This window comes from Micromonospora sp. USAFONa4, from assembly GCF_057197825.1.
Genome location: NZ_CM170072.1, coordinates 5,232,725 through 5,255,136, shown reverse-complemented (window position 1 = coordinate 5,255,136; position 22,412 = coordinate 5,232,725). Strand labels below are relative to the sequence as shown.

Sequence of the window (22,412 nt, the reverse complement as noted above, 5' to 3'; positions counted from 1 at the left end):
CTGCCAGCACCGTACCCCCCGACCTACCCCTCCGGTCACCGGTCCGGCCGGCGAATGAACGTCGGAATCCCGATTTCGGCGCTCTGGCCGCAGGCGTCGGCGCGATCGCTGGACGACGCCGCGCTCACCGCGCTCTACGGGCGTTCAGAGCACCCCCACCTGCGGATGAACTTCGTGACCAGCGTGGACGGCGGCGTCTCCGTCGACGGCTACTCCGCCGGGCTCTCGAGCGAGGCGGACAAGCGCGTCTTCGGGCTGCTGCGCATGCTCTGCGACGCCCTGCTCGTGGCCGCCGGCACGCTGCGGCACGAGGGCTACCGGGCGGTACGCCTCAACGAGCGGCGCCGGGCGTGGCGCCGTGAGCACGGGCTCGCCGAGTATCCGACGCTGGTCGTCGTCTCCGGCTCGCTCGACCTCGACCCGGCGCAGGCCGCGTTCGCCGACGCGCCGGTGCGGCCCGTGGTGCTCACCCGGGCCGACGCCGTGGCGCCGCCCGGCCTGACCGGGGTCGCCGACGTGGTGCGCTGCGGCGACGACCGGGTCGACCTCGCGGCGGGCCTGGCCGAGCTGCGCCGCCGCGGCCTCGACCAGGTGCTCTGCGAGGGCGGCCCGCAGCTGTTCGGCGCGCTCACCGCCGCCGACCTCGTGGACGAGGTCTGCCTCACCGTCGCCCCGCTGCTGGCCGGGGCGGGCCCGGGGCGGATCACCGCCGGCGACCCCAGCGACGTACGCCACCTGCCGCTGCGGCACGTGCTCGCCGCCGCCGACGGGGTGCTCATGCTCCGCTACGCCCGCGACCGACCGTGACCGGGCGGGCACCCTGCGGTTGACGGGCGCCGATGGCGGGGTGGCGTCCGCCGCGTCGCGTGGCAACCTGTCGTACTCCTCGGGCAGGATGCAGGGCGTGTGCCCCGACCGCGACGACCAGCCGACCGGAGTTGCCCGATGACTGACGACGGGTTCGACGGCCCGGGCGAGGTGGTCGGCCGGGTGCTGGGCACTGCCGACGCCACCCCCCTGCAGTTCTGGACCGCGGTCTCCCCCGACAGCTACCTCCAGCTCGACGACGTCGTGGTGACCCGGCGGGAGCTGCCGGACCGCGAGCCGGTGACGATCGCCGGGGTGGTCACCCAGGTCCGCGCCCGGCACGAGGGCGCCCAGTTCGACTCCGACGTCTTCGCCATCGCCGACGGCACGCTGCCCGCGCAGGTGCAGGAGGCCGCCGAGATCACCACGACCCGCGTCGACCCGGAGCTCTACGTGCCGCCGTCGCCCGGTGCGGTGGTGCACCGCGCCGAGGGTGACGCCCGGGCCCGTGCGCTGCACTTCGACCGGATGGAGCGGCGCATCCCGATGGGCATGGGCCGCGACGGGGTGCCGGTCTACCTCAACGCCGACTTCCTCGACGGCAGCCGGGGCGCGCACGTGTCGATCTCCGGCATCTCCGGGGTCGCCACGAAGACGAGCTTCGCCACCTTCCTGCTCTACTCGGTCTTCCGCTCGGGGGTGCTGGGCGGCGACGCCGTCAACGCCAAGGCGCTCATCTTCAACGTCAAGGGCGAGGACCTGCTCTTCCTCGACCATCCCAACACCCGGCTGGACGACCCCACCCGCGCCGCGTACGCGAAGCTCGGCCTGGCCGCCGGGGCGTTCCCGGACGTGCGGGTCTACGCCCCGCCCCGGGTGGGCGACTCCTCCGGCACGCCCGACGTGAGCAGCCGCCTCACCGGGGTGGACAGCTTCTACTGGACCCTGAGCGAGTTCTGCGCCGACCGCCTGCTGCCCTACGTGTTCGCCGACGCCGACGACGAACGCCAGCAGTACACGATGGTGGTGCACTCGGTCACCGCCCACCTGGCCCGGCACGCGCAGCCCGCCGACGGCGGCATCAGCATCGACGGGGTGCGGCTCGGCTCGTACGCCGACCTGGTCGACCACGTCGTCGAGCAGCTCAACGACGACGAGACCCGCTCCGACTGGGCCGGCAGCGCCGTCGGCCTGGGCACGGTCAACGCGTTCGCCCGGCGGTTGATCGGCAGCAAGAAGGACCTGTCCCGGCTGATCCGGGGCGACCTGGCCACCCGCCGCCCGCACTCGATCAACACCGCGGAGAGCGCCCAGGTCACCGTGGTGGACCTGCACAACCTCCCGGACCGCGCGCAGCGATTCGTGGTCGGCGTGACGCTCAAGAGCGAGTTCGAGCGCAAGGAGAAGGCCGGCACCGCCAAGCCGCTGCTCTTCGTGGTGCTCGACGAGCTCAACAAGTACGCCCCCCGCGAGGGCTCCTCCCCCATCAAGGAGGTGCTGCTCGACATCGCCGAGCGGGGCCGCTCGCTCGGGGTGATCCTGGTCGGCGCCCAGCAGACGGCGAGCGAGGTGGAGCGGCGGATCGTCACCAACTCGGCGATCCGGGTGGTGGGCCGGCTCGACCCGGCCGAGGCGTCCCGCCCGGAGTACGGCTTCCTGCCGCCCGCCCAGCGCCAGCGCGCGCTGCTGGCCAAGCCGGGCACGATGTTCGTCAACCAGCCCGACATCCCGGTGCCGCTCTGCCTGGAGTTCCCGTTCCCGGCCTGGGCCACCCGGGTCTCCGAGGCCGGCCGCGCCCCGTCCGAGACGCTCCGGTCGATCACCCAGTCCGTCGACCCGTTCGCCGTCGTCGGCTCCGGTGGCGGCACCAGCGACGACGACATCCCCTTCTAGGGAGTGACCGGTGAGCGCGAGGAGTGAGCTTGCGAGCCCCGCAGTCGCGAACGAAAGGCTGGCACCGGTGAGCGCGAGGAGTGAGCGAGCGCAGCGAGTGAGCCCCGCAGTCGCGAACGAAAGGTCGGCACCGTGAAGATCCTGCACACCTCCGACTGGCACGTCGGCAAGGTCCTCAAGGGGCAGTCGCGGGCCGAGGAGCACAAGCGGGTCCTGGCCGGCGTGATCGACGTCGCCCGCGCCGAGTCGCCCGACCTGGTCATCGTCGCCGGTGACCTCTACGACACCGCCGCCCCGACGCCAGAGGCCACCCGGCTGGTCACCCGGGCCCTGACCGCGCTGCGCCGCACCGGCGCCGACGTGGTCGCCATCGGCGGCAACCACGACAACGGCCAGGCCCTCGACGCGCTGCGGCCCTGGGCCGAGGCCGCCGGGATCACCCTGCGCGGCGGCGTCCGGGACAACCCCGACGAGCACGTCATCGACGGCACGACCGCCGGCGGGGAGCGCTGGCGCCTGGCCGCGCTGCCGTTCCTCTCCCAGCGCTACGCCATCCGCGCCGTGGAGATGTACGAGCTGACCGCCGCCGAGACCACCCAGACGTACGCCGACCACCTGGGCCGGGTGCTGGGCCGGCTGACCGAGAGCTTCACCGAGCCGGACCGGGTGCACCTGGTCACCGCCCACCTGACCGTGGTGGGCGCGACCACGGGCGGCGGGGAGCGCGACGCGCACACCGTGCTGGGCTACGCGGTGCCGGCGACCGTGTTCCCGGGGACGGCGCACTACGTGGCGCTGGGCCACCTGCACCGCTCGCAGCGGGTGCAGGGCCCCTGCCCGATCCGCTACAGCGGCAGCCCGCTGGCGGTCGACTTCGGCGAGCAGGAGAACGTGCCGTCGGTGACCGTCGTCGAGGTCACGGCGACCACGGCGGCGCAGGTCCGCGAGGTGCCGGTGACCGCCGCCACCACGCTGCGGACGGTCCGGGGCACCCTGGCCCAGCTCGCCGAGATGGACGTGCCGGACGCCTGGCTGCGCGTGTACGTCCGGGAGCAGCCGCGCGCCGGGCTGCGCGAGGAGGTGCAGGAGCTGCTCCCGCAGGCCCTGGAGATCCGGATCGATCCGGAGCTGGTGCCCGCCCCGGGCAGCGGCACGCGGGTGGCGCAGCGGGCGGGCCGCTCGCCCCGGCAGCTCTTCGCCGACTACCTCGACAGCAGGGGGCACACCGACGACGGGGTGCGGGAGCTCTTCGACGAGCTCTTCGAGGAGGTCGAGCACTGATGCGGCCGATGCGGCTGGACATGGCGGGCTTCACCGTCTTCCGCGACGAGACCACGATCGACTTCACCGACGCCGACTTCTTCGCGCTGGTGGGGCCGACCGGCTCCGGCAAGTCGACGGTGTTGGACGCCATCTGCTTCGCCCTCTACGGCACGGTGCCCCGCTGGGGCGGGACCCGGGGCCTGGGCAACGCCCTGGCGCCGTCGGCCACCGAGGCGCGGGTGCGGCTGGTCTTCGAGTCCGCCGGTTCCCGCTACGTGGCGACCCGGGTGGTCCGCCGGGACGGCCGGGGCAACGTCAAGACGGCCAACGCCGGGTTGCAGCTGATGCCGGCCGGTTTCGACGTGACCAAGCTCGACACCGGGCTGAGCCCCGACGACCTCGGCGAGGTGGTGGCCGGCACCCCCGCCGAGATGGAGCAGGCGGTGCTGGAGGCGGTCGGGCTGCCGTACGAGCAGTTCACCAGCTGCGTGGTGCTGCCGCAGGGGCAGTTCGCGGACTTCCTGCACGCCAAGCCGGCCACCCGGCAGCAGATCCTGGTCAACCTGCTCGGCCTCGGGGTCTACGAGGACGTGCAGAAGCGGGCGACCGCGCGGGCCGCGCAGGCCGAGGCGAAGCTGGAGGCGGTCGACCAGGCTCTCGCCGGGCTCACCGGCGTCGACGACGCCGCGCTGGAGGCGGCGACCGGGCAGGTCGACCGGATGCGGGAGCTGGCCGGGGCGGTGGCGGGCGCCGTACCGGAGCTGGAGGCCGCCCGGGCGACGGCGCGGGAGGCGGGCGCGGCCCTGGCGGCCCTCGACGCCGACCTGGCGGTGCTGGCCGCCGTGCGCGCGCCGGCCGGGGTGGCGGAGGTGGCCCGGGCGGTCGCGGCGGCGCGGGCCGGCGCGGACGAGGCGGCGACGGCCGTGTCGCTGGCCGAGGAGCGGGAGGAGAAGCTGCGCGGCGAGCTGGCCGCCGCCGGCGACGAGAGCGCGCTGCGGCTGTTGCTGCGGGCGTACACCGATCGGGAGAAGCTGGCCGGCGAGGCGGAGGCGGTCCGCGCGGCGGTGACCGGGGCGCAGGCCGAGCACGGCGCGGCGGTGGCGGCGCTGGCCGAGGCGCGGGCGGCGGCCGAGCGGGCCGAGGCGGAGCTGGAGGCGGCCTTCCGCGCCCACGAGGAGGCGAAGGCGACCGACCAGGCGGTGGCGCTGCGCGCGCACCTGCGCGCCGGGGCCGCCTGCCCGGTCTGCGAGCAGACCGTCGCGTCGGTACCGGCGGTGCCGGCCGACTCGGCGGTGGCCGCCGCGACGGCGGCGGGACGGGCGGCGCGGGCCGCCAGCAAGGCCGCCCAGTCCGTGGTGCAGGAGCGCGATGGCGCGGCCCGGGAGCTGGAGCGGGTGCTGCTGCGCGCGCGGGCCCGCCAGGACCAGGTGCAGGCCCGGCTGGCCGAGCTGGACGACCAACTGGCCGGGGCGGCCGAGCCGGCGGTGCTGCGCCGCGAGCTGGACGACCACGCGCGGCTGCGCCGGGCGCTGGAGGAGTCGGCGGCGGCGGTGCGGGGCGGCCGGGACGCCGCCCGGCGGGCCCGGGCGGCGGTGGACGCCGCCGAGGAGCGGCTGCGGGCGACCTGGCGGGCGTTCGACGCGACCCGCGACGGGCTGGCCCGGTTCGGGCCGCCGACGGCGGACCGGGAGGACCTGGGCGCCACGTGGGCCGCCCTGACCGGATGGGCCGGCGAGGAGTCGGCGCGCCGCCGCGCGGAGCGGGCCGGGCGGGCCGCGGCGGTGACGCAGGCCGAGGCGGTGGCCACCGGCGTCGGCGAGCGCATCGCGGGTTTCCTCGCCGCCGCCGGGCTGCCGCCCACCGACGATCCGCTACGCGCCACCGACCGCGCCCTGGAACGGGCCGAGGCCGACCTGCGCGAGCTGGAGCGGCGCCGGGAGCAGGCGGGTGACCTGCGCGAGCAGCGGGCCGGCTACGAGCGCGAGGCGCAGGTGGCGCGGGCCCTCGCGGGGCACCTGCGGGCCAACAACTTCGAGCGGTGGCTGCTTGCCGAGGCGTTGGACCTGCTTGTCGACGGCGCCTCGGGCATCCTGCGGGAGCTTTCCGGCGGGCAGTACGACCTGGTGCACGACAAGGGCGAGTTCTTCGTGGTCGACCACCACGACGCGGGGCTGCGCCGGGGCGTGCGCACCCTGTCGGGCGGCGAGACCTTCCAGGCGTCGCTGGCGCTGGCGCTGGCGTTGTCGGAGCAGCTCGCCGGACTGTCCACGACGGCGGCGAGCCTGGAGTCGATCGTGCTGGACGAGGGCTTCGGCACGCTCGACGTGGCCACCCTCGACACGGTGGCCGCCACACTGGAGAACCTGGCCGCCCGGGGCGACCGGATGGTCGGGGTGGTCACCCACGTGCCGGCCCTGGCCGAACGCATCCCGGTCCGCTTCGAGGTCAGCAAGGACGCCCGGTCGGCGCGCGTCGAGCGGACCGGCCGGTGAGCGGGGCCCCGGCACGCGCGACGGGAGGTCCGTTGCGGTGACCGATCCCCGGTTCTTCGTCGACGCGTGGGATCCGGCGTACGGCGCCTCGTTCGAGGCGGCGGGCGGCGGCGGTCCCGCGGCGCCGAGCAGCGCCCAGGTCGACGCGGACGCCGAGCTGCCGGCGGTGGACTGGCGGGCGATCGGGCCGCGTCCCGGCGTGCGGGCCCCCGACGTGGTGCTGCTCGTCGACGGGGTGCGCCGGATCGACGCGAGCGTGTGGACTGCGGAGGACGACGGGGCGTCCTTCCCGGGCCTGGCCGCGTCGTACGCCGCCGGGGTGGTCCGCTGCGACCTGGAGCGCGGCGCGGCGCAGCTGGCCGGCGCGCGGGTGGGCCGAGGGCTGTTCACGGCCAGTCCCTCGGCGGTGGACGTGGTGGCCGGCAGCGTCCGCTACCCGGTGCACCGGGTCAGCGGCACGGGCGAGCTGAACAAGCTCCCGGCCGCCGTACAGGGGCCGCTGACCGCGCTCGAGGTGGAGGTCTCGGGGGCGGCCCGCACCGACGGCGACCTGCTCGTGGTCGACGGCCCGCTGCGCAACCGGCGGCAGCTGCCGCGCACGGTCGGCTACATCAAGACCCAGCACAGCCAGTACCTGGACGCCCGGCTGACCGCCGTGGTCACCGGCCTGGCGGCCGGCGAGCGCTCCCCGGTGTTCAAGCTCGGCACCGCCTGGGGCGGCTGGTCGTGGTATCTGCGGCTGCCGGTGGCCGTCGGCGCGCCGTGGGCGGGCATCGTCCGGATGGAGTGCTCCGCCGAGCTGGACATCGACGAGGCGGTGGGGCTGGCCGACCTGTCGCTGGTCACGCTGCCCCGCTTCGCCTCCACTCCCTACAAGGACCCGCGGGCGCCGCAGAACCTGATCCCGATCGCCGGCCTGGAGCGCCGGCTGCGGGCGCTGCTCGGCGACGCCCGGCTGCTGCACCGGGTGCTCACCGCCGCCGCCCGGGGACGGCGCTGATGGGACGCAAGCGGGCGGCCGACACCGTGGCCGCGCGGGTGGACACCGGCCAGGCCGAGCTGGTGCCCGATCCGGACCGGCCGGGATCGTGGACCCTGCTGCTGGACGGTGCCCCGCAGTCCCACGTGGACCTGGCCGACCCCACGCACCTGGAGTTCGAGTACGTCCGGCGGCTCGCCGCCGCGATCGACCTGGTGGCGCCGGCCGGCGCGCCGCTGCGGGTGCTGCACCTCGGCGGCGGCGCGCTGACCCTGCCCCGCTACGTGTCGGCCACCCGGCCCGGCTCCACCCAGCGGGTGGTCGAGGTGGACGGCGCGCTGGTGGAGCTGGTCCGCCAGGCCCTGCCGTGGCAGCCGGATCCCCGGCTCAAGGTGCGGGTGGCCGACGCCCGCGCGGTGCTCGCCGCCAGCCGGGACGCCAGCTACGACGTCGTGGTGGCCGACGTCTTCGCCGGCGCCCGCACCCCGGCCCATCTGACCTCGGTGGAGTACGCCGCCGAGGTGGCCCGGGTGCTGCGGCCCACCGGCTTCCACCTGGCGAACGTCGCCGACGGCCCGCCGCTGCGCCACGCCCGGGCGCAGGTCGCCACCCTCCGGTCGGTGCTGCCCCGGGCCTGCCTCGTCGGCGACGCGGCGGTGCTGCGCGGGCGGCGCTACGGCAATCTGGTGCTGGTGGCCGGCCGGGTCGAGCCGCCGGTGCCGGAGCTGACCCGGCGCGCCGCCGGGGACTGGTTCCCCGGCCGGGTGCTGGCCGGCGGGGAACTCGACCGCTTCGCGGGCGGGGCGCCGGTCGTCCACGATGCCGACGCCACCGACTCGACCCCGCCGCCGCCCGGGATCTTCTCCGTGCGCCGCTGAGCGGAATCTTTTCCGGGTGCCGTTGATCCGTTCGCGTGGGCTCTGCGTACCAACGGGCGGCCGTGCCCGTGGGAGGCGGCCGATGTCATCGGACACCCGGAGGTCTGCATGCACGCGGTGGCGGCCGGTTGGCACGGCGACAGGGCGCGACCGGACTGGATGTCCGCGCGGTCGCAGTCCCGGCCGGACGCGGCGGCACGCGGGGTCGACGCCCGCCAGGCGCCTCGCCAGAATGGGCCGGTGACGCCGAAATCCGCCCCGGGGCGCCACCAGGCGGCACCGTCCACCGAGGCGGGTCACTCGGATCGCCTGATCCGGCTGCTCTACGCCGAGCACGCCGGGCCGCTGCTGGCGTTCGTCATGCGGCTCACCAGCGGCGACCGGCAGCGGGCGGAGGACATCGTCCAGGAGACGCTGCTGCGGGCGTGGCGCAACGCGCACCGGCTGGGCGTGCAGGGGCAGGGCTCGCTGCGGCCGTGGCTGGTCACGGTGGCCCGGCGGATCGCCATCGACGAGCACCGCAGCGAGCAGGCCCGGCCCGCCGAGACGTACGACCGGGACCTGACGGCGTTCGCCGAGGCGGACAGCACCGACCGCGTGCTGCGCACGATGACGGTGGCGGACGCGCTGCGTACGCTGAGCCAGTCGCACCGGGAGATCCTGGTGGCCACGTACTTCCGGGGTCGGACGGTGCCGGAGGCGGCCGAGGAGCTGGGCCTTCCGCTCGGCACCGCCAAGTCGCGGGTCTACTACGCGCTGCGCGCGCTGCGCACGGCTCTGCAGGAACGGGGGGTGACGGAATGAGCCGGGCGGACCACATGGACGTCGCGGCGTACGCGCTCGGCGTGCTGGACGAGCGCGACACGGAACGGTTCGAGGAGCACCTCGCCACCTGCTGGGCGTGCGCCGCCGAGCTGGAGACGATGGTGCCGGTCGTGGGCCTGCTCTCCGACATCGACGGCGAGACGATGGCCGCGCTGGAGCAGACCCGCACCGACCCGGCCCTGCTGGACCGTACGTTGGTCGCGGTCCGCGCCCACCGGCGGCGCAACCGGTTCCGGCAGCTGCTCGCCACGGCGGCGGCGGTGCTGGTCCTCGGTGGGGCGACCGGGCTCGGCTTCGCCCGCATCGCCGGTGACAGTGCCCCCGAGGTGGTGGCCGAGCCGACCGCCACCGCGCAGGTCGCCCCGCCGACGGTCAGCCGTTCCAGCGATCCGAACGATCCGGACATCGGCGGGACGCTGCCGGAGGGCGACCCGGTCAACGTCGTCGACCCGACCACCGGCGTCGAGGCGACCTTCTTCGTCGTGTCGAAGGACTTCGGCACGGGCGTGGACTTCATCCTCGCCAAGCTGCCCGGGCCCCGGACGTGCCGACTCGTCGTGGTGCGGAGGAACAACAGCACCGAGGTGGTCTCCACCTGGTCGGTGCCGGGCACCGGGTACGGCACCAACGCGCGCCCCGAAAAGCTGAGCCTGTCGGCGTCGACGTCGACGCGGCTCGACGACATCAAGCAGTTCCAGGTGCAGTCGGTGGACGCCGGCGGGGTGGCGAGCCCGCTGGTCACGGTGCAGATGTAGCACCCGTCGCGGAATCGGCGCCGGTCGGCTCTCACGACCGGCGTCGATTCCGCGTGCCGTTTCACGAATGCTGTTGGCGGAAACCGCCCTCGTCGCGGGAAACGGATTTCCGGCCCGTTCGGTTCAACGAATTCCCGTGACATCGGCCACGCTTTCGCATTCAACCTTGACAAGGCTCGATCCGTATTGACCGGTGAACCGCATCAACGAGGAGGGCACGTGGCACAGATGAAGCGAACCGTCATCGTGGCGAGCGCGATGGTCGCGTTGACGGCCTGCGCTCCCGCCGGTTACGAGGGGGCGAACCCGGGCGCGGCCAACCCGGTCGCCGTGACCGCCGCCGAACCCACCGCGGCGGCCGAGCCCTCGGTCCCGCCGTCCCCGGCCGCCGACGCGTCGCCCGCCGACGCGGACCTGACCGAGGAGCTCAACGGCCGGAAGGTCGCCCGGATGGGCAGCGTGGTCACCGACCAGGACGGGTGGATCCTCTACCGCTTCGACAAGGACACCAACGACCCGCTCTCGTCGAACTGCGTCGACAAGTGCGCCCGGTTGTGGCCACCGGCGCTGACCGACGGCGACCCGGAACTCAACGGCGTCTCCGACGACAAGGTCGGCACCGTCACCCGCCAGGACGGCACCCGGCAGATCACCCTCGGCGGCTGGCCGCTCTACCGCTACGTCGGGGACAAGAAGCCCGGCCAGTGGAAGGGCCAGGGCGTCGGGGGCACCTGGTTCGTGGTCGCGCCGGACGGCAGGAAGAACCTCAGCTGCCTGCCGCCGGGCACCCCGAAGCCGGTCGCCCCGCCGTCCGACGACAAGGCCGGGCAGGGCGACTCGAACTACTCGTACTGACGTCGCGTACCCGGTGGGCGGTCCCGGCGCGGCCGGTCGCCGCCCCGGGACCGGCGACGGCATGGGGCCGGCGTGCGCCCGGCGGTGTCGCCGGTCACGGGGCGGGGACGTGACAGCATGTGCGGGTGACCGGGACCGAACCCACCGCGCGTCGGGAGCTGCGCCCGCCCGCCGGGTACCGGCTGGCCGCGTCGGTCCGGGCGCTGACCTTCAGCCCGTACGACCCCTGTGCGCGCGTCGCGGCCGGCACCTTCTGGTGGGCCGCCCGCACCCCGGACGGTCCGGCCACCCTCGCCCTGCGGCCGGCCGGCGGCGCCCTGCTCGCCGAGGGCTACGGCCCGGGGGCCGACCGGGTGGTGCAGTGGGCCGACGCGATCGCCGGGCTCCGCGACGACGTGAGCGGGTTCGGGGCGCTCGCCGCCGCCCACCCCGTGGTGGCGCGGCTCGCGGCCCAGCACCGGGGGCTGCGCATGCCCGCCACCGGGCAGGTCTTCCGCCAACTGCTGCGGGCGGTCTTCGAGCAGAAGGTGACCGGCAAGGAGGCCTACCGGGCGTACGCGGCGACGGTGCGGCACTTCGCCGAGGCGGCACCCGGGCCGATGCAGCCGCTGCTGCTGCCGCCCGAGCCGGCGGCGGTGGCCGCCACCCCGTACTGGGTGTTCCACCCGTTCGGCGTGGAGCAGCGCCGGGCCGAGACGCTGCGCCGCGTGGCGGCCGTCGCCGACCGGCTGGAGCGCTGCGCGGACTCCGCCGAGGCCACCCGCCGGCTCACCGCCGTCGCCGGCATCGGCCCGTGGACCGCCGCCGAGGTGGTGCGCATCGCGTACGGGGACCCGGACGCCGTCAGCGTCGGCGACTTCCACGTGCCGAACACGGTGGCCTGGGCCCTCGCGGGCGAGCCGCGCGGCGACGACGCCCGGATGCTGGCCCTGCTGGAGCCGTTCCGGGGGCATCGGGGGCGGGTCTGCGTGCTGCTGGCGGCCGGTGGCGTCCAGGCGCCGAAGTACGGTCCGCGGATGCCGATCCGCTCCTTCGTCCGGTTCTGACCGGGTCGCGGCGGCGGATGCCGCACGCCGACGGGTGACGACGGTGCGGGTCAGGGTCGGGCGCAGAGGCGGCGCAGGGTGCGGCCGAGCCACCAGGCGTACGCCCGCTGGAAGGCCCGACCGGCCGGCCCCGCCGCGCGCATGACCCAGCGGTCCGGGCGGCTGAACGCGACCACCTCGAACCAGACGCGGCCGGCGGCGTCGCGGCTGACCACGAACGCCTCCTCGCCGCGCACCGGGTGCCCGGGCAGCGTGCCGTACCCGAAGCCGGCCCGCCGCCCGTCGTCGACGGCCCAGACCACCTCGCAGGGCGCCGCCAGCCGCAGCGGACCGACGCCCAGCCCGGAGACCACCCGGACCCCGGGCGCGGCGCGCTCGGCGGCGGCGTCGATCCGGATGCCAGCCGCCCGGTGCAGGCGCCAGCCGAGCACGGCGTCCCCGGCCGCCGGGAAGCAGGAGTCGGGCAGCCGGACCCGGTGCCGCACGTGCCGCCAGCCGGCCGGCAGCTCGCCGGTCTCGGTGGCGCCGACGTGCGGATAGGTCAGTGCCGGCACGGCGCACCCCCACGGCTCGACGGGACACCGCCAGCGTACGGGCGGCGCGGGCGGCCCGCCCGACGGCCTGTGGTTGGCTGTCGGAGTGATCATCGAGCCGCGCATCGCCCCCGCCGACCTCACGGACGCCGGCGAGATCCTCACCGTGCAGCGCGCCGCGTACGTCACCGAGGCGCAGCGCTACGCCGACCCGTTCCTGCCCCCGCTGACCGAGACCCTCGAGGAGGTGCGGGCCGCGCTGGCGGGCCCGGCGACGGTGCTCACCGCCCGGCTCGGCGACCGGCTGGTCGGCTCCGTGCGGGCGCACGTCGACGGCGACACCGCGCACATCGGCCGGCTCTCCGTGGCCCCGGACCAGCACGGCCGGGGCGTCGGTGGGCGGCTGTTGCGCGCGGTGGAGACGGCCTGCGCCGTCCGGGTGCGCCGCTTCGCGCTCTTCACGGGCGCGGACACCGAGCAGAACCTGCGGTTCTACCACCGGCACGGCTACCGGGTGGTGGGGCACTCCACGGACGCGAACGGCATCCGGCTCGCCCAGCTGGAGAAGGCGGTCAGTCCCGCTCGCAGCGGCGCCTGAGCCCGTCGGCCTCCATCCACAGGTAGCGGCGCATCAGGTCGCCGTAGAGCCAGCCGACGGGCCCGGCGAGCGGCCCGGACTGCGTGAGGGTCAGCTCGACGCGGCTGCGCCCGTCGGGCAGCGGCAGCACCCGGTGCCCGCCGAGCGTGCGCACCCCCGGGCTGCCCGAGACCCAGGAGAACGACCGGCCCTCGGTCAGCTCGGTGACCCGCCACACCGCCGGTCGCAGCTTCGGCTGGGCGAGCCGGGCGGTGGCGCCCACCGCGAGCGGTCCCGACTCCCCCCGCAGCGCCCGACGCACCGAGGGCGTCCATTCCGGCCACCGCTCGACGTCGACCAGCACCGCCCAGACCCGTCCCGCCCCGGCGGCCACCTCCGTACCGGCCTCGAACCGCATCGCGTCCCCTCCCCGTGTCGACGCCCGGCGGCGCCGCTGCCAGTCTCGACGACGCCGGGTGCGGGATCGTGACGAGGCGCCCGCCGGCCGGTCCGTGTCCGCTGGCGCGCGGAGGTGCCGGGTCGGCGGCGTCCGCCGGGCTCGGCCGGCGCCGGCTCAGGCGGCCTCGCGCAGGTCGGCCAGCCCCAGGGGGGTACGCCGGCGCAGCAGTTCCTCCAGCTCCGCCACCGAGCCGGCCTCGCCGAGCACGTCCTTGCCCCCGCCGAACTGGCGGGGATAGCGGCGCACCAGCCGGTACCGGTAGCGGCCCCGGATCAGCTCGACGCTCACCCGCCACCGCCCGCAGCACCCGCAAACCCACTCCGACACCCCGCGAAGGTAGCTCTGACCTGCGCTTTTGTGATTCGCCCGGTGCGGTACGAGCGGCGCGCGGCCGGACACGCCACCCGCCGCCCGGACGTGATCTGCCTCACGACTGTCGGTGCGGTCTGGTTGACTGGTCGCCGTGAAGCTGCCGATCAGTCCGCCGGTCGAGCCGATGCTGGCCAAGAGCGTCCCGCGGGTCCCCACCGCGCCGGGGATGACCTACGAGCCGAAGTGGGACGGCTTCCGGTGCATCGTGTTCCGCGACGGCGACGAGGTGGAGCTGTCCAGCCGGGGCGGCAAGTCGATGACGCGCTACTTCCCCGAGGTGGTCGAGCAGGCCCGCCGCCAACTGCCCGAGCGGTGCGCGGTCGACGGCGAGCTGATCGTGATCCGGCGCGACGGGCCGGGCGGGCAGCCCCGGCTGGACTTCGAGCTGCTGGCCCAGCGCGTCCACCCGGCCGCGTCCCGGGTGAGGATGCTGGCCGAGACGACGCCGGCCGACTTCGTCGCCTTCGACCTGCTCGCCCTCGACGACGAGACGCTGCTCGACGAGCCCTATCCGCGGCGCCGGGCCCGGCTGGAGTCGGCGCTGGCCGGGGTCCGGCCGCCGGTGCACGTCACGCAGGTCACCACCGACGTCGACACCGCCCACCGCTGGTTCGACGTCTTCGAGGGCGCCGGCCTGGACGGCCTGATCGCCAAGCCGGCCGACCTGCCCTACGAGCCGGGCAAGCGGCTCATGTTCAAGGTCAAGCACGCCCGCACGGCCGACGTGGTGGTGGCCGGCTTCCGCTGGCACAAGTCCGGCCCGGTGGTCGGCTCGCTCCTGCTCGGCCTCCACGACGACGACGGGGTCCTGCACCACGTCGGGGTGAGCGCGTCGTTCACGATGGCCCGCCGCGCGGAGCTGCTGGAGGAGCTGGAGCCCTACCGTGACGTCGGCGCCGACCACCCGTGGGTGCACGGCGACCACGAACGCGGCCAGCGCCTCCCCGGCGGGGTGAGCCGCTGGACGGGCGCCCGCAACCTCGAGTGGGAGCCGCTGCGCCCCGAGCTGGTGGTCGAGGTCGGCTACGACGCCATGGAGGGCGACCGGTTCCGGCACACCGCCCGGTTCGTCCGCTGGCGGCCCGACCGGGAACCGCAATCCTGCCGCTACGACCAGCTCGACCGGCCCGTACGGTTCGATGTGGACCAGGTGCTGCGCGGCGATCCCACGGTGACCGTGGGGTCCGCCGCCGGTCCGGCGTAGCCTGGCCGTCGACCCGATCACGGAGGCTCGCTCGTGACCCGCACCCCCGACCGGATCCGCCGGTTCCGGCTCACCCTCGCCGGGCTGGCCGCCGCCGCGCTGGTCGCCGCCGGCTGCACCCTTCCGGCGATCGCGCCCCGGACGGAGGCCGGCGGCGAGGCCGCCGCCCTCGGCACGGCGCCCACCTGGCGGGCCTGCCCGGAGGTGGCCGAGGAGCTGGTCGGGCGCGGCGCGCCGGGCATGCGCTACGAGTGCGCGCGGATCAAGGTGCCGCGCGACTGGGGCACGGGCGCGGGTGGCGGGGCGACCGCCGGGCCGGGCGCCGGGCAGACCTTCGAGATCGCGCTGCTGCGGGCCCGGTCGACGAAGCAGCGCGACCGGATCGGCTCGCTGGTGATCAACCCGGGCGGGCCCGGCGGCTCCGGCGTGGACACCGCCGTCTATCTCTCCTTCGGCCCGGGCTTCGGCGGCCTGCCCGCCTCGATCACCGACCGGTTCGACATCGTCGGCTTCGACCCGCGCGGGGTGTCCCGTTCCAGCCCGGTCAAGTGCATCCCCGACGCCGAGCTGGACGCCAGCTTCGGCTATGACCCCGACCCGGAGAGCCAGGAGTCGTTCGACGGCTTCGTCGCGCTCAGTCGGAAGATCGGGCGCGGCTGCGGCGACCGCTACGGCGACCAGCTGCCGCTCTACGGCACCGAGCAGGCCGCCCGGGACATGGACGCGGTCCGCGCCGCCGTCGGCGACGACAAGCTGACCTACCTCGGCTACTCCTACGGCACCCTGCTCGGGGCCACCTACGCCCAGCTCTACCCGCAGCGGGTGCGGGCGCTGGTCCTCGACGGCGCGGTCGACCCGCGACAGGGCCTCATCGCCGGCTCCGAGGGCCAGGCCAAGGGCTTCGAGCGGGCCTTCGGCAACTTCACCACGTGGTGCGCGGCCAACGCCGGGCGCTGCCCGATCGCCCCGGACGCCCGGGCCGCGGTCACCTCGGCGATCGACAAGGCGCGGGTGTCCCCGGTACGCGGTGACGACGGCCGGGAGGCCACCGCGGGCTGGGTCTTCTACGCGATCATCTCGTCGCTCTACACCGAGTCGGGGTGGCAGGAGCTGGCCGTCGCCATCGACAAGCTGGAGGGCGGCGACCCGGGCGACGTGTTCCGCCTCGCCGACGCGTACGCCGACCGGGACGCCGACGGGCACTACTCGAACATGTTCGACGCCAACCTGGCGGTCAACTGCGCCGACGAGGAGGAGAAGCCGAGCCGGGAGCGGATCCGGCAGCTCCAGTCGCAGTGGCGGGCGAAGTACCCGCTGTTCGGGCCGGCCCTGGCCGTCGGCCTGCTCTCCTGCGCCGAGTGGCCCGGCGGTCGCGACCCGTACCCGACGGGCCGGGCCGACGGGGCGCCGCCGATCCTGGTGGTGGGCACCACCGGCGACCCCGCCACGCCCTACGAGCAGACCCCGGCGCTGGCCGCGATGCTGGGCGTGGGCCGGGTGCTCACCTGGGAGGGCGAGGGGCACACCGCGTACCCGCAGACCTCCTGCGTCACCGAGGCGGTCGACGCCTACCTGATCGACCTGACCGTGCCCAGGGAGGGGCTGCGCTGCCCGGCCCGCTGACCGGCCGCTCCGGCGGCAGGTCGGGCAGGTCGATCCCCTGCCGGGCGGCCATCTCCTCCAGCAGCGCCCGCATCCGGCGCACGTCGGCCTTGAGCTGCTCCTGCTCCTCGTGCTCGAAGGCGTCGTCGTCGACGATGAGCTGGCTGGCGAAGTGCGCCGTGATCAACGGGATGACCAGCAGCACCATGGTGGAGATGAGCAGCGCGGCGAGGGTGCGGCCCTGCCAGCTCACCGGCGAGATGTCGCCGTAGCCGACGGTGGACGCGGTCACCACCGCCCACCAGACGGCGTCCGCCGGGCTGCGGTTCTCCACGTGGCCGTAGATCACGCCGGCCACCACGATCATCAACAGGTACGAGATGATCAACGTACGGGGCGAGTTGGCGAACCAGACCAGCCCCCGGTAGATCAGCCGGAACGGCAGCAGCAGGGCGTCCATGGACAGTCATGTTGCCCGGCCCGGGCAAGCGCCGCCCGCCCATCCGTCCCGCTCGCTGTGCCACGCTGGGCGGCATGAGTGACGTGATCTTCCGCGAGGCCGTCCACGCCGACCTGCCAGCCGTGGTCGCCCTGCTCGCCGACGACGTGCTCGGCAGGACCCGCGACTTCACGGAGGTCGACGCCGCGTACGAGAAGGCGTTCGCCGACATCGACGCCGACCCGCGCAACCAGCTCATCGTGGCCGACGCGGACGGGGAGCTGCTCGGCTGCATGCAGCTCACGTACATCCCCGGCCTGGGCCGGCACGGCGCGGAGCGTCAGCTGATCGAGGCGGTCCGGGTCCGCTCCGACCTACGCGGGCGGGGCCTCGGCCGGCAGATGATCACCTGGGCGGTCGACCAGGCGAAGCAGCGTGGCTGCGCCCTGGTCCAGCTCACCACCGACAAGACCCGCCAGGACGCCCACCGCTTCTACGTCAACCTGGGCTTCCTCCCCACCCACGAGGGCATGAAACTCCCCCTCTGACGCCCCGACGCCCCGACGCCCCGACGCCCCGACGATCATGCAGTTGTGGCTCCCCGCAAAAAGTGCAAAGTGGTGAATAACTCCCACCACGACTGCATGATCCACGCGAGCGGGCGCGACGCGAGCGGGGCGGCGGGCGGGAGGGGGCGGGGGTCAGGTGGGGAGGAGGTGGCCGTCGCGAAGGGTGAGGACGCGGTCGGCGAGGTCGATCAGGGCCGGATCGTGGGTGGCGACCAGCGCGGTCATGCCCCGGGCGTGCACGACCGCCCGGAGCAGGTCCATGATCGACCGACCGGTCTCGGAGTCGAGTTGGCCGGTGGGCTCGTCGGCGATCAGCAGGTCCGGCTCGTTGGCCAGGGCACGTGCCACCGCCACCCGCTGCTGCTGCCCGCCCGAGAGCTCGTACGGGCGCTGGCCCGCGTGCCCGCCGAGGCCCACCAGCTCCAGCAGCACCGCCACCCGCTCCTCCCGCTCGGCCGCCGGGACCCGCGCCAACCGCAGCGGTACGCCGACGTTCTCGGCCGCGGACAGGATCGGCACCAGCCCGAAGGTCTGGAACACGAAGCCGACCGTGCCGCGACGCAGCTCCAGCAGCTCCTTCTCACCGGCGCCGGTGACGTCGTGCCCGGCGACCACCACCCGGCCCGAGTCGGGCCGGTCCAGCCCGCCCACCAGGTTCAGCAGGGTCGTCTTGCCCGCCCCGGAGCGACCGCGCACGGCCACCAGCTCGCCCCGCCCGGCCGAGAACGACACGTCCCGTACGGCGTGCACCGCGTGCTCGCCGCGGCCGAACGTGCGGCTGACCCCCTCCACCCGGACCACCTCGTCGGTGACCGTGGCGCCCGCCACCGCCCCGGCCGACCGTCCGTCCGACGTCACGTCGTGCTCGCTCATGATCCCGCCCCGCTGTGCTCGGCGCGGTCGACCGGATCGACCACGCGGTACCGACTGATGCCCCGTCCGCCCACGCCGACGGCCTTCCGCCCGCCCACCGCGACGGCCTCCCGACCGGGGTCCGCGGCAATGCCTCGACCGCCCACCGCGCCGGCTTCCCGCCCGCTCACCGTGGCGATGCCACGCCCGCTGGCCGCGCAGGCTCCCCGACCGCTGTCCGCGACCATGCCCCGCCCGCTCACCGTGGCGTCTCCCGCTCGTCCTGTGGCCGGTCGCCCGGGCGCACCTCCACGTGGTCCGGCTCCAGGTTGAGCCGCACCCGGTCGCGCAGCGACAACGCGTCCACGAACTGCGCCGGCAGCTGCATCCGGCCGCTGCGGTCGAGCACGGCGTACTCCTCGCTGACCAGTTCGGTGCTGCCGTCGGCGCCGATCCGCGCGGTCCGGCGTACCTCGGAGGCGGTCCGGCCGTCGCGGATCGCGACGGTCCGGCGGACCTGGGTGGCCACGGCGTGGTCGTGGGTGACCACCACGATGGTGACGCCCAGCTCGGCGTTGATGGTGCGCAGCGCCCCGAAGACGTCGGCCCCGGTCGCCTCGTCCAGCTCACCGGTCGGCTCGTCGGCGAAGAGCACCTCGGGGTCGTTGGCCACCGCCACCGCCACCGCGCAGCGCTGCTGTTCGCCGCCGCTGAGCTGCCCGGGCCGCCGGTCGGCGCAGTGACCGACGCCGACCAGGTCGAGCAGCTCCCGGGCCCGCTCGCGGTGGGCGCGCCGGCCGCCGCGCCGCCCGGCGAGCCGCATCGGCAGCTCGACGTTCTCCAGCGCGGTCAGGTACGGCAGCAGGTTGCGGCCGGTCTGCTGCCAGACGAAGCCGACCATGCTCCGCCGGTAGCTCAGTCGCCGCCGGGTGGAGAGGTTGAGCAGGTCGTAGTCGCCCACCCGGGCGATGCCGGCGGTGGGCGTGTCCAGCCCGGAGAGGATGTTCAGCAGCGTCGACTTGCCGGACCCGGAGGCGCCCACGATCGCCACCAGCTCGCCCCGGTCGATGACCAGGTCGAGCCCCTGCAACGCGACGACCTCCACCCCCTCGGTCTTGAAGATCCGGACCAGCCCGTCGCAGACGATGTGCCCGCGCAACCGGTCCCGGCCGCCGGCCCGTTCGGCCGCACGCTGGGCGGCGCGCTGTTGCAGGGCGGCCAGGTCCGGCACGGCGGTGGTCTCCGCGGTAGCGGTCATTGTCAGTTCTCCTCTCCGAGCCGGAGCACCTCACCGAGGCGCATCCGGCGGTTGTTCAGGGCCTCGACGGCGACCGCGAAGCCGAGGGCGAGCGCACCGAGCGCGACGACCGCGGCCGCCAGGCCGGGCTCGAACGCCACCCGGACCTCGACCCCGTCGGTGAAGGCGGACAGGCCGAGCACCGGGGTGAGCAACAGCGGCAGGAGCGTGCCGACCAGCGCACCGGTCACCACCGAGACGCCCACCAGCGGGACCAGCTCCACCAGCAGCAGCCCGCGCCACTGGCGTCGGGACAGGCCGAGGGTGCGCAGCCGGGAGAGCACCTGGCCGCGCTCGCGGGCACCGGCGAGCACCGTGAAGGCGATCGCGAGCAGGCCGAGTGCCGTCCCACCGGCGGCGCCGGCCGTGAAGCCGAAGGCGAGCACCCCGTTGGCGCCGCCCTCACCCACCTGCCGGCGGGTGTCCGCGAAGGTCAGCAACTCCACGCCGCGCGGGCGCTCCCGGCCGGTGACGGCCCCGCCGGTCTGGAAGCGGGACTGCCCCGCGTCGCCGGCCCGGCGCAGCGCCTCGCCGTCCAGGTCGTCGCCGGCCACCAGGAAGCCGGTCGGCACGGCGGCGTAGTCCCGCCGGGGCAGGGACTGCCAGGGCAGGACGACGAACCGGCTGCTCTCCGCGCGCAGCAGCGGGAAGCTCTCCGCCTGCCCGGCGACCCGGAACTCGTACCGCTGGCCCTGGGCGTTGACGAAGGCGGAGCCGTCGAGGCCAGCGTCGGCCAGCTCGGCGGCGACCGCCGGGGAGACCACCGCGGGCAGCGGGCCGCCTCCCCCGGCGGGGGCGAGCAGGGCCGCCGGCACGGTCACGTCGACGCCGGACTCGCGGACGATCCGGGCCAGGGCCGGCCCGTCGACCATGAGTACGGTCACCCCGCCGAGCCGGGTCTCGGTGCCGGCGGCGTCCTTCGCCAGGCGTTGGCCCGTCTCGTACAGCACCGGACTCGCGGCGCGGACCCCCGGCAGCCGCTCCAGCTCGGCGCCCGTGTCCGGGGCGATCCGGTCCCCCAGGATCAGGGCGTCGGCGGGGACCACCCGGCTGGCGGCCCGGTCCCGGCTCGCCTCGATCCCGGCGGCCGTCACCGCGCAGAACGCCGCGGTGGCGATGGCCAGCACGACGACCACCAGTGGTACGGCGACGACGGACCGGCCGGCCCGGGCGGTGCCCAGGAAGGCGACGCTGCCCCGGGCCCGGGCCGCGAGCCGGCTGACCAGCCGCAGCGGCCACGGGTACAACCGCATCGCGACCACCGCCGCGGCGACGGCCAGCAGCACCGGCACGGAGACCAGCAGCGGGTCGACCTCGCCGGGGGTGAGGCCGCGGCGGCGCAGCAGTACGACGGCGAGACCCGCGAGGACCAGCAGCCCCGCCTCCACCGTGAGGCGACGCGCGGAGGGGCGCGACCGGATCAGATCGCGCCGACCGGCACCGCCCCTGGACGCGGCGAGGGTGGCCACCGGCAGCGCGAGGGCCACCAGGACGGTCGCGGCGACGGCGAACCACAGGGTCCCACCCGGCGCCCCCGGGGCGAGGCCACCGACCAGCCAGCCGAGCGCGCCGGCGGGCGGCACCACCAGCAGCGCCTCGGTCAGGCTGCGGCCCGCGCTCGTGGTGGCCGCCCCGCCCCGGGCCCGCAACAGGGTGAACTCCGACCGGCGGCGGCGCACCAGCAGCCCGGCGGCCAGCACGACGAGGCCGGCCAGGGTGGCCAGTACGCCCGCGGCGATGATCCCGAGCACCGTCCGGGCGCTGTCCACCTCGGCCGCGAACTCCCCCAGCGGGATGTCCAGCCCCTGCACGACGTTGCGGCCTTCCGCCTCCCGGGTCAGCTGCTGGAGTCCGTCGATCACCTGGTCCAGCTCGCGTGCGTCGATCCCGTCGGCGCCCATCCGGTAGCGCCAACTGAACGCCAGCGGCCAGCCGGCGACGGCCTGACGGTTCAACGCGGCGGCGTCGACGACCCCCACGGCGATGAAGGGATCACCGTCGCCGGGCGGCTCGCCGACCCGCAGCAACGGCGGCAGTCCGTCCCAGAACCCGTCGGTGTCGTCGCGGGGCGCGAAGAGACCGACCACGTCGACCGTGGCGCGGGGCGGGGCAGCGGGCGAGACGGGTCCCGGCGCGGCGAGGGTGAGCCGGCTGCCGACCCGCAGGTTCAGCTGGCGGGCCACGTCGGCGGCCAGCGCCACCTGCACCGGCCCGCCCTCCGGCGCGTCGGCCGGCCAGCGCCCGTCGACCAGCGTGCCGGCCTCCGCCGTCCCGGACACGGCCCGCAGGCCGAGGTCGACCAGGAGGTTCTTCGCCGCCAGGTCCGGACCGACCACCCGGCTGGGCCTGGTCTCCGCGGTGAACCACCGCCGCTCGACCATCCGGCGTACGACCGGCGGCATCCCGGCCTCCAGCGTCGCCAGGTCGCCCTGGCGGGTGCCCACCGGGGAGCCGCCCTCGTTCGTCGGGACGAGCGGACCGGTCGAGTACGTCACGTCGCGCTGCTGCGCCGGCACGGTGCCCAGGTGCGCCCGCAGGCCCTGCTCGGCGTGCGCGTTGACGATCCTGGGCACGCCGCTGATGACCAGCGTGGCGACCAGCGTCAACGCCGCGAGGAGCAGGAACTGCCCGCCGTACGCCCGAATCCGGCGGGCCACCGCCCCGATGCTCACCACGCCCCGTCTCCGCTCCTTCTCGTCCCTACGCTCCACCCG

General features: G+C 75.4%; 21 protein-coding genes. 14 read left to right on the top strand and 7 right to left on the bottom strand.

Going from position 1 to position 22,412, the window contains the following annotated elements:
- The first annotated feature begins 54 nt into the window (after positions 1 to 54).
- The 10 genes from AC0OO9_RS23200 to AC0OO9_RS23155 all read left to right on the top strand — a co-directional run bounded on the left by AC0OO9_RS23200 (position 55) and on the right by AC0OO9_RS23155 (position 11,793).
- Positions 55 to 807, top strand: coding sequence for a pyrimidine reductase family protein (locus AC0OO9_RS23200; protein WP_484512322.1), 753 nt, complete (start codon positions 55 to 57; stop codon positions 805 to 807).
- 138 nt (positions 808 to 945) lie between these two features.
- Positions 946 to 2,700 (top strand): ATP-binding protein, encoded by a 1,755-nt coding sequence (locus tag AC0OO9_RS23195; protein ID WP_327030916.1) that lies wholly within the window; start codon positions 946 to 948, stop codon positions 2,698 to 2,700.
- Between the two features lie 132 nt (positions 2,701 to 2,832).
- A complete protein-coding gene (locus AC0OO9_RS23190; RefSeq protein ID WP_484512320.1) occupies positions 2,833 to 3,981 on the top strand; it encodes an exonuclease SbcCD subunit D in 1,149 nt (382 codons plus the stop codon).
- Positions 3,981 to 6,455, top strand: a complete 2,475-nt coding sequence (locus AC0OO9_RS23185; RefSeq protein WP_484512318.1) for an AAA family ATPase — start codon at positions 3,981 to 3,983, stop codon at positions 6,453 to 6,455. Before AC0OO9_RS23190 ends, AC0OO9_RS23185 begins: the two co-directional genes overlap by 1 nt.
- A gap of 37 nt (positions 6,456 to 6,492) precedes the next feature.
- Positions 6,493 to 7,455 carry a hypothetical protein gene (locus AC0OO9_RS23180; protein ID WP_484512316.1) on the top strand — a complete coding sequence of 321 codons (963 nt, stop codon included), beginning with the start codon at positions 6,493 to 6,495 and terminating at the stop codon, positions 7,453 to 7,455.
- The gene (locus AC0OO9_RS23175) at positions 7,455 to 8,312 is read left to right on the top strand and encodes a spermidine synthase (protein ID WP_484512314.1); all 858 of its coding nucleotides are present in this window, start codon (positions 7,455 to 7,457) and stop codon (positions 8,310 to 8,312) included. The genes AC0OO9_RS23180 and AC0OO9_RS23175 overlap by 1 nt, the downstream gene beginning before the upstream one ends.
- A 108-nt stretch (positions 8,313 to 8,420) precedes the next feature.
- Positions 8,421 to 9,116 carry a sigma-70 family RNA polymerase sigma factor gene (locus AC0OO9_RS23170; protein WP_484512312.1) on the top strand — a complete coding sequence of 232 codons (696 nt, stop codon included), beginning with the start codon at positions 8,421 to 8,423 and terminating at the stop codon, positions 9,114 to 9,116.
- Positions 9,113 to 9,892 carry an anti-sigma factor family protein gene (locus AC0OO9_RS23165; RefSeq protein WP_421457937.1) on the top strand — a complete coding sequence of 260 codons (780 nt, stop codon included), beginning with the start codon at positions 9,113 to 9,115 and terminating at the stop codon, positions 9,890 to 9,892. The genes AC0OO9_RS23170 and AC0OO9_RS23165 overlap by 4 nt, the downstream gene beginning before the upstream one ends.
- 219 nt (positions 9,893 to 10,111) lie before the next feature.
- Positions 10,112 to 10,747: a COG4315 family predicted lipoprotein gene (locus tag AC0OO9_RS23160; RefSeq protein WP_484512310.1), complete on the top strand. Its 636-nt coding sequence runs from the start codon at positions 10,112 to 10,114 to the stop codon at positions 10,745 to 10,747.
- A gap of 125 nt (positions 10,748 to 10,872) precedes the next feature.
- Positions 10,873 to 11,793 (top strand): DNA-3-methyladenine glycosylase family protein, encoded by a 921-nt coding sequence (locus AC0OO9_RS23155; protein WP_484512308.1) that lies wholly within the window; start codon positions 10,873 to 10,875, stop codon positions 11,791 to 11,793.
- Between the two features lie 50 nt (positions 11,794 to 11,843).
- On the opposite strand, the gene AC0OO9_RS23150 is transcribed toward AC0OO9_RS23155, so the two are convergent.
- Positions 11,844 to 12,347 (bottom strand): DUF1990 domain-containing protein, encoded by a 504-nt coding sequence (locus tag AC0OO9_RS23150; protein WP_484512306.1) that lies wholly within the window; start codon positions 12,345 to 12,347, stop codon positions 11,844 to 11,846.
- Positions 12,348 to 12,435: 88 nt separating this feature from the next.
- Between AC0OO9_RS23150 and AC0OO9_RS23145 the strand changes: the two genes are divergently transcribed.
- Positions 12,436 to 12,924 (top strand): GNAT family N-acetyltransferase, encoded by a 489-nt coding sequence (locus AC0OO9_RS23145; RefSeq protein WP_484518017.1) that lies wholly within the window; start codon positions 12,436 to 12,438, stop codon positions 12,922 to 12,924.
- Here AC0OO9_RS23145 and AC0OO9_RS23140 read toward each other — a convergent pair.
- Both AC0OO9_RS23140 and AC0OO9_RS23135 read right to left on the bottom strand, forming a co-directional pair.
- Positions 12,899 to 13,321, bottom strand: coding sequence for an SRPBCC family protein (locus AC0OO9_RS23140; RefSeq protein ID WP_484512304.1), 423 nt, complete (start codon positions 13,319 to 13,321; stop codon positions 12,899 to 12,901). The two genes, AC0OO9_RS23145 and AC0OO9_RS23140, sit on opposite strands and share 26 nt — an antisense overlap.
- Positions 13,322 to 13,477: 156 nt before the next feature.
- Positions 13,478 to 13,690 carry a hypothetical protein gene (locus tag AC0OO9_RS23135; RefSeq protein ID WP_132233121.1) on the bottom strand — a complete coding sequence of 71 codons (213 nt, stop codon included), beginning with the start codon at positions 13,688 to 13,690 and terminating at the stop codon, positions 13,478 to 13,480.
- 136 nt (positions 13,691 to 13,826) lie between these two features.
- Between AC0OO9_RS23135 and AC0OO9_RS23130 the strand changes: the two genes are divergently transcribed.
- On the top strand, positions 13,827 to 14,939 hold the full coding sequence (locus AC0OO9_RS23130) for an ATP-dependent DNA ligase (RefSeq protein ID WP_393165391.1): 1,113 nt from the start codon (positions 13,827 to 13,829) through the stop codon (positions 14,937 to 14,939).
- Positions 14,940 to 14,972: 33 nt separating this feature from the next.
- A complete protein-coding gene (locus tag AC0OO9_RS23125) occupies positions 14,973 to 16,562 on the top strand; it encodes an alpha/beta hydrolase (protein ID WP_484512301.1) in 1,590 nt (529 codons plus the stop codon).
- Here AC0OO9_RS23125 and AC0OO9_RS23120 read toward each other — a convergent pair.
- Positions 16,489 to 17,001, bottom strand: a complete 513-nt coding sequence (locus AC0OO9_RS23120) for a potassium channel family protein (RefSeq protein WP_393165395.1) — start codon at positions 16,999 to 17,001, stop codon at positions 16,489 to 16,491. The genes AC0OO9_RS23125 and AC0OO9_RS23120 overlap by 74 nt on opposite strands.
- Before the next feature lie 74 nt (positions 17,002 to 17,075).
- Here AC0OO9_RS23120 and AC0OO9_RS23115 point away from each other — a divergent pair, with 74 nt between their 5' ends.
- Positions 17,076 to 17,528 (top strand): GNAT family N-acetyltransferase, encoded by a 453-nt coding sequence (locus AC0OO9_RS23115; RefSeq protein ID WP_484512298.1) that lies wholly within the window; start codon positions 17,076 to 17,078, stop codon positions 17,526 to 17,528.
- A 153-nt stretch (positions 17,529 to 17,681) separates the two neighbouring features.
- On the opposite strand, the gene AC0OO9_RS23110 is transcribed toward AC0OO9_RS23115, so the two are convergent.
- From AC0OO9_RS23110 to AC0OO9_RS23100, 3 genes are all read right to left on the bottom strand, one after another.
- Positions 17,682 to 18,422: an ABC transporter ATP-binding protein gene (locus AC0OO9_RS23110; RefSeq protein ID WP_311413410.1), complete on the bottom strand. Its 741-nt coding sequence runs from the start codon at positions 18,420 to 18,422 to the stop codon at positions 17,682 to 17,684.
- A 238-nt stretch (positions 18,423 to 18,660) separates the two neighbouring features.
- Positions 18,661 to 19,659 (bottom strand): ATP-binding cassette domain-containing protein, encoded by a 999-nt coding sequence (locus AC0OO9_RS23105; protein WP_132233109.1) that lies wholly within the window; start codon positions 19,657 to 19,659, stop codon positions 18,661 to 18,663.
- Positions 19,660 to 19,661: 2 nt separating this feature from the next.
- Positions 19,662 to 22,409 carry an FtsX-like permease family protein gene (locus tag AC0OO9_RS23100; protein WP_484512295.1) on the bottom strand — a complete coding sequence of 916 codons (2,748 nt, stop codon included), beginning with the start codon at positions 22,407 to 22,409 and terminating at the stop codon, positions 19,662 to 19,664.
- Positions 22,410 to 22,412 lie beyond the last annotated feature (3 nt).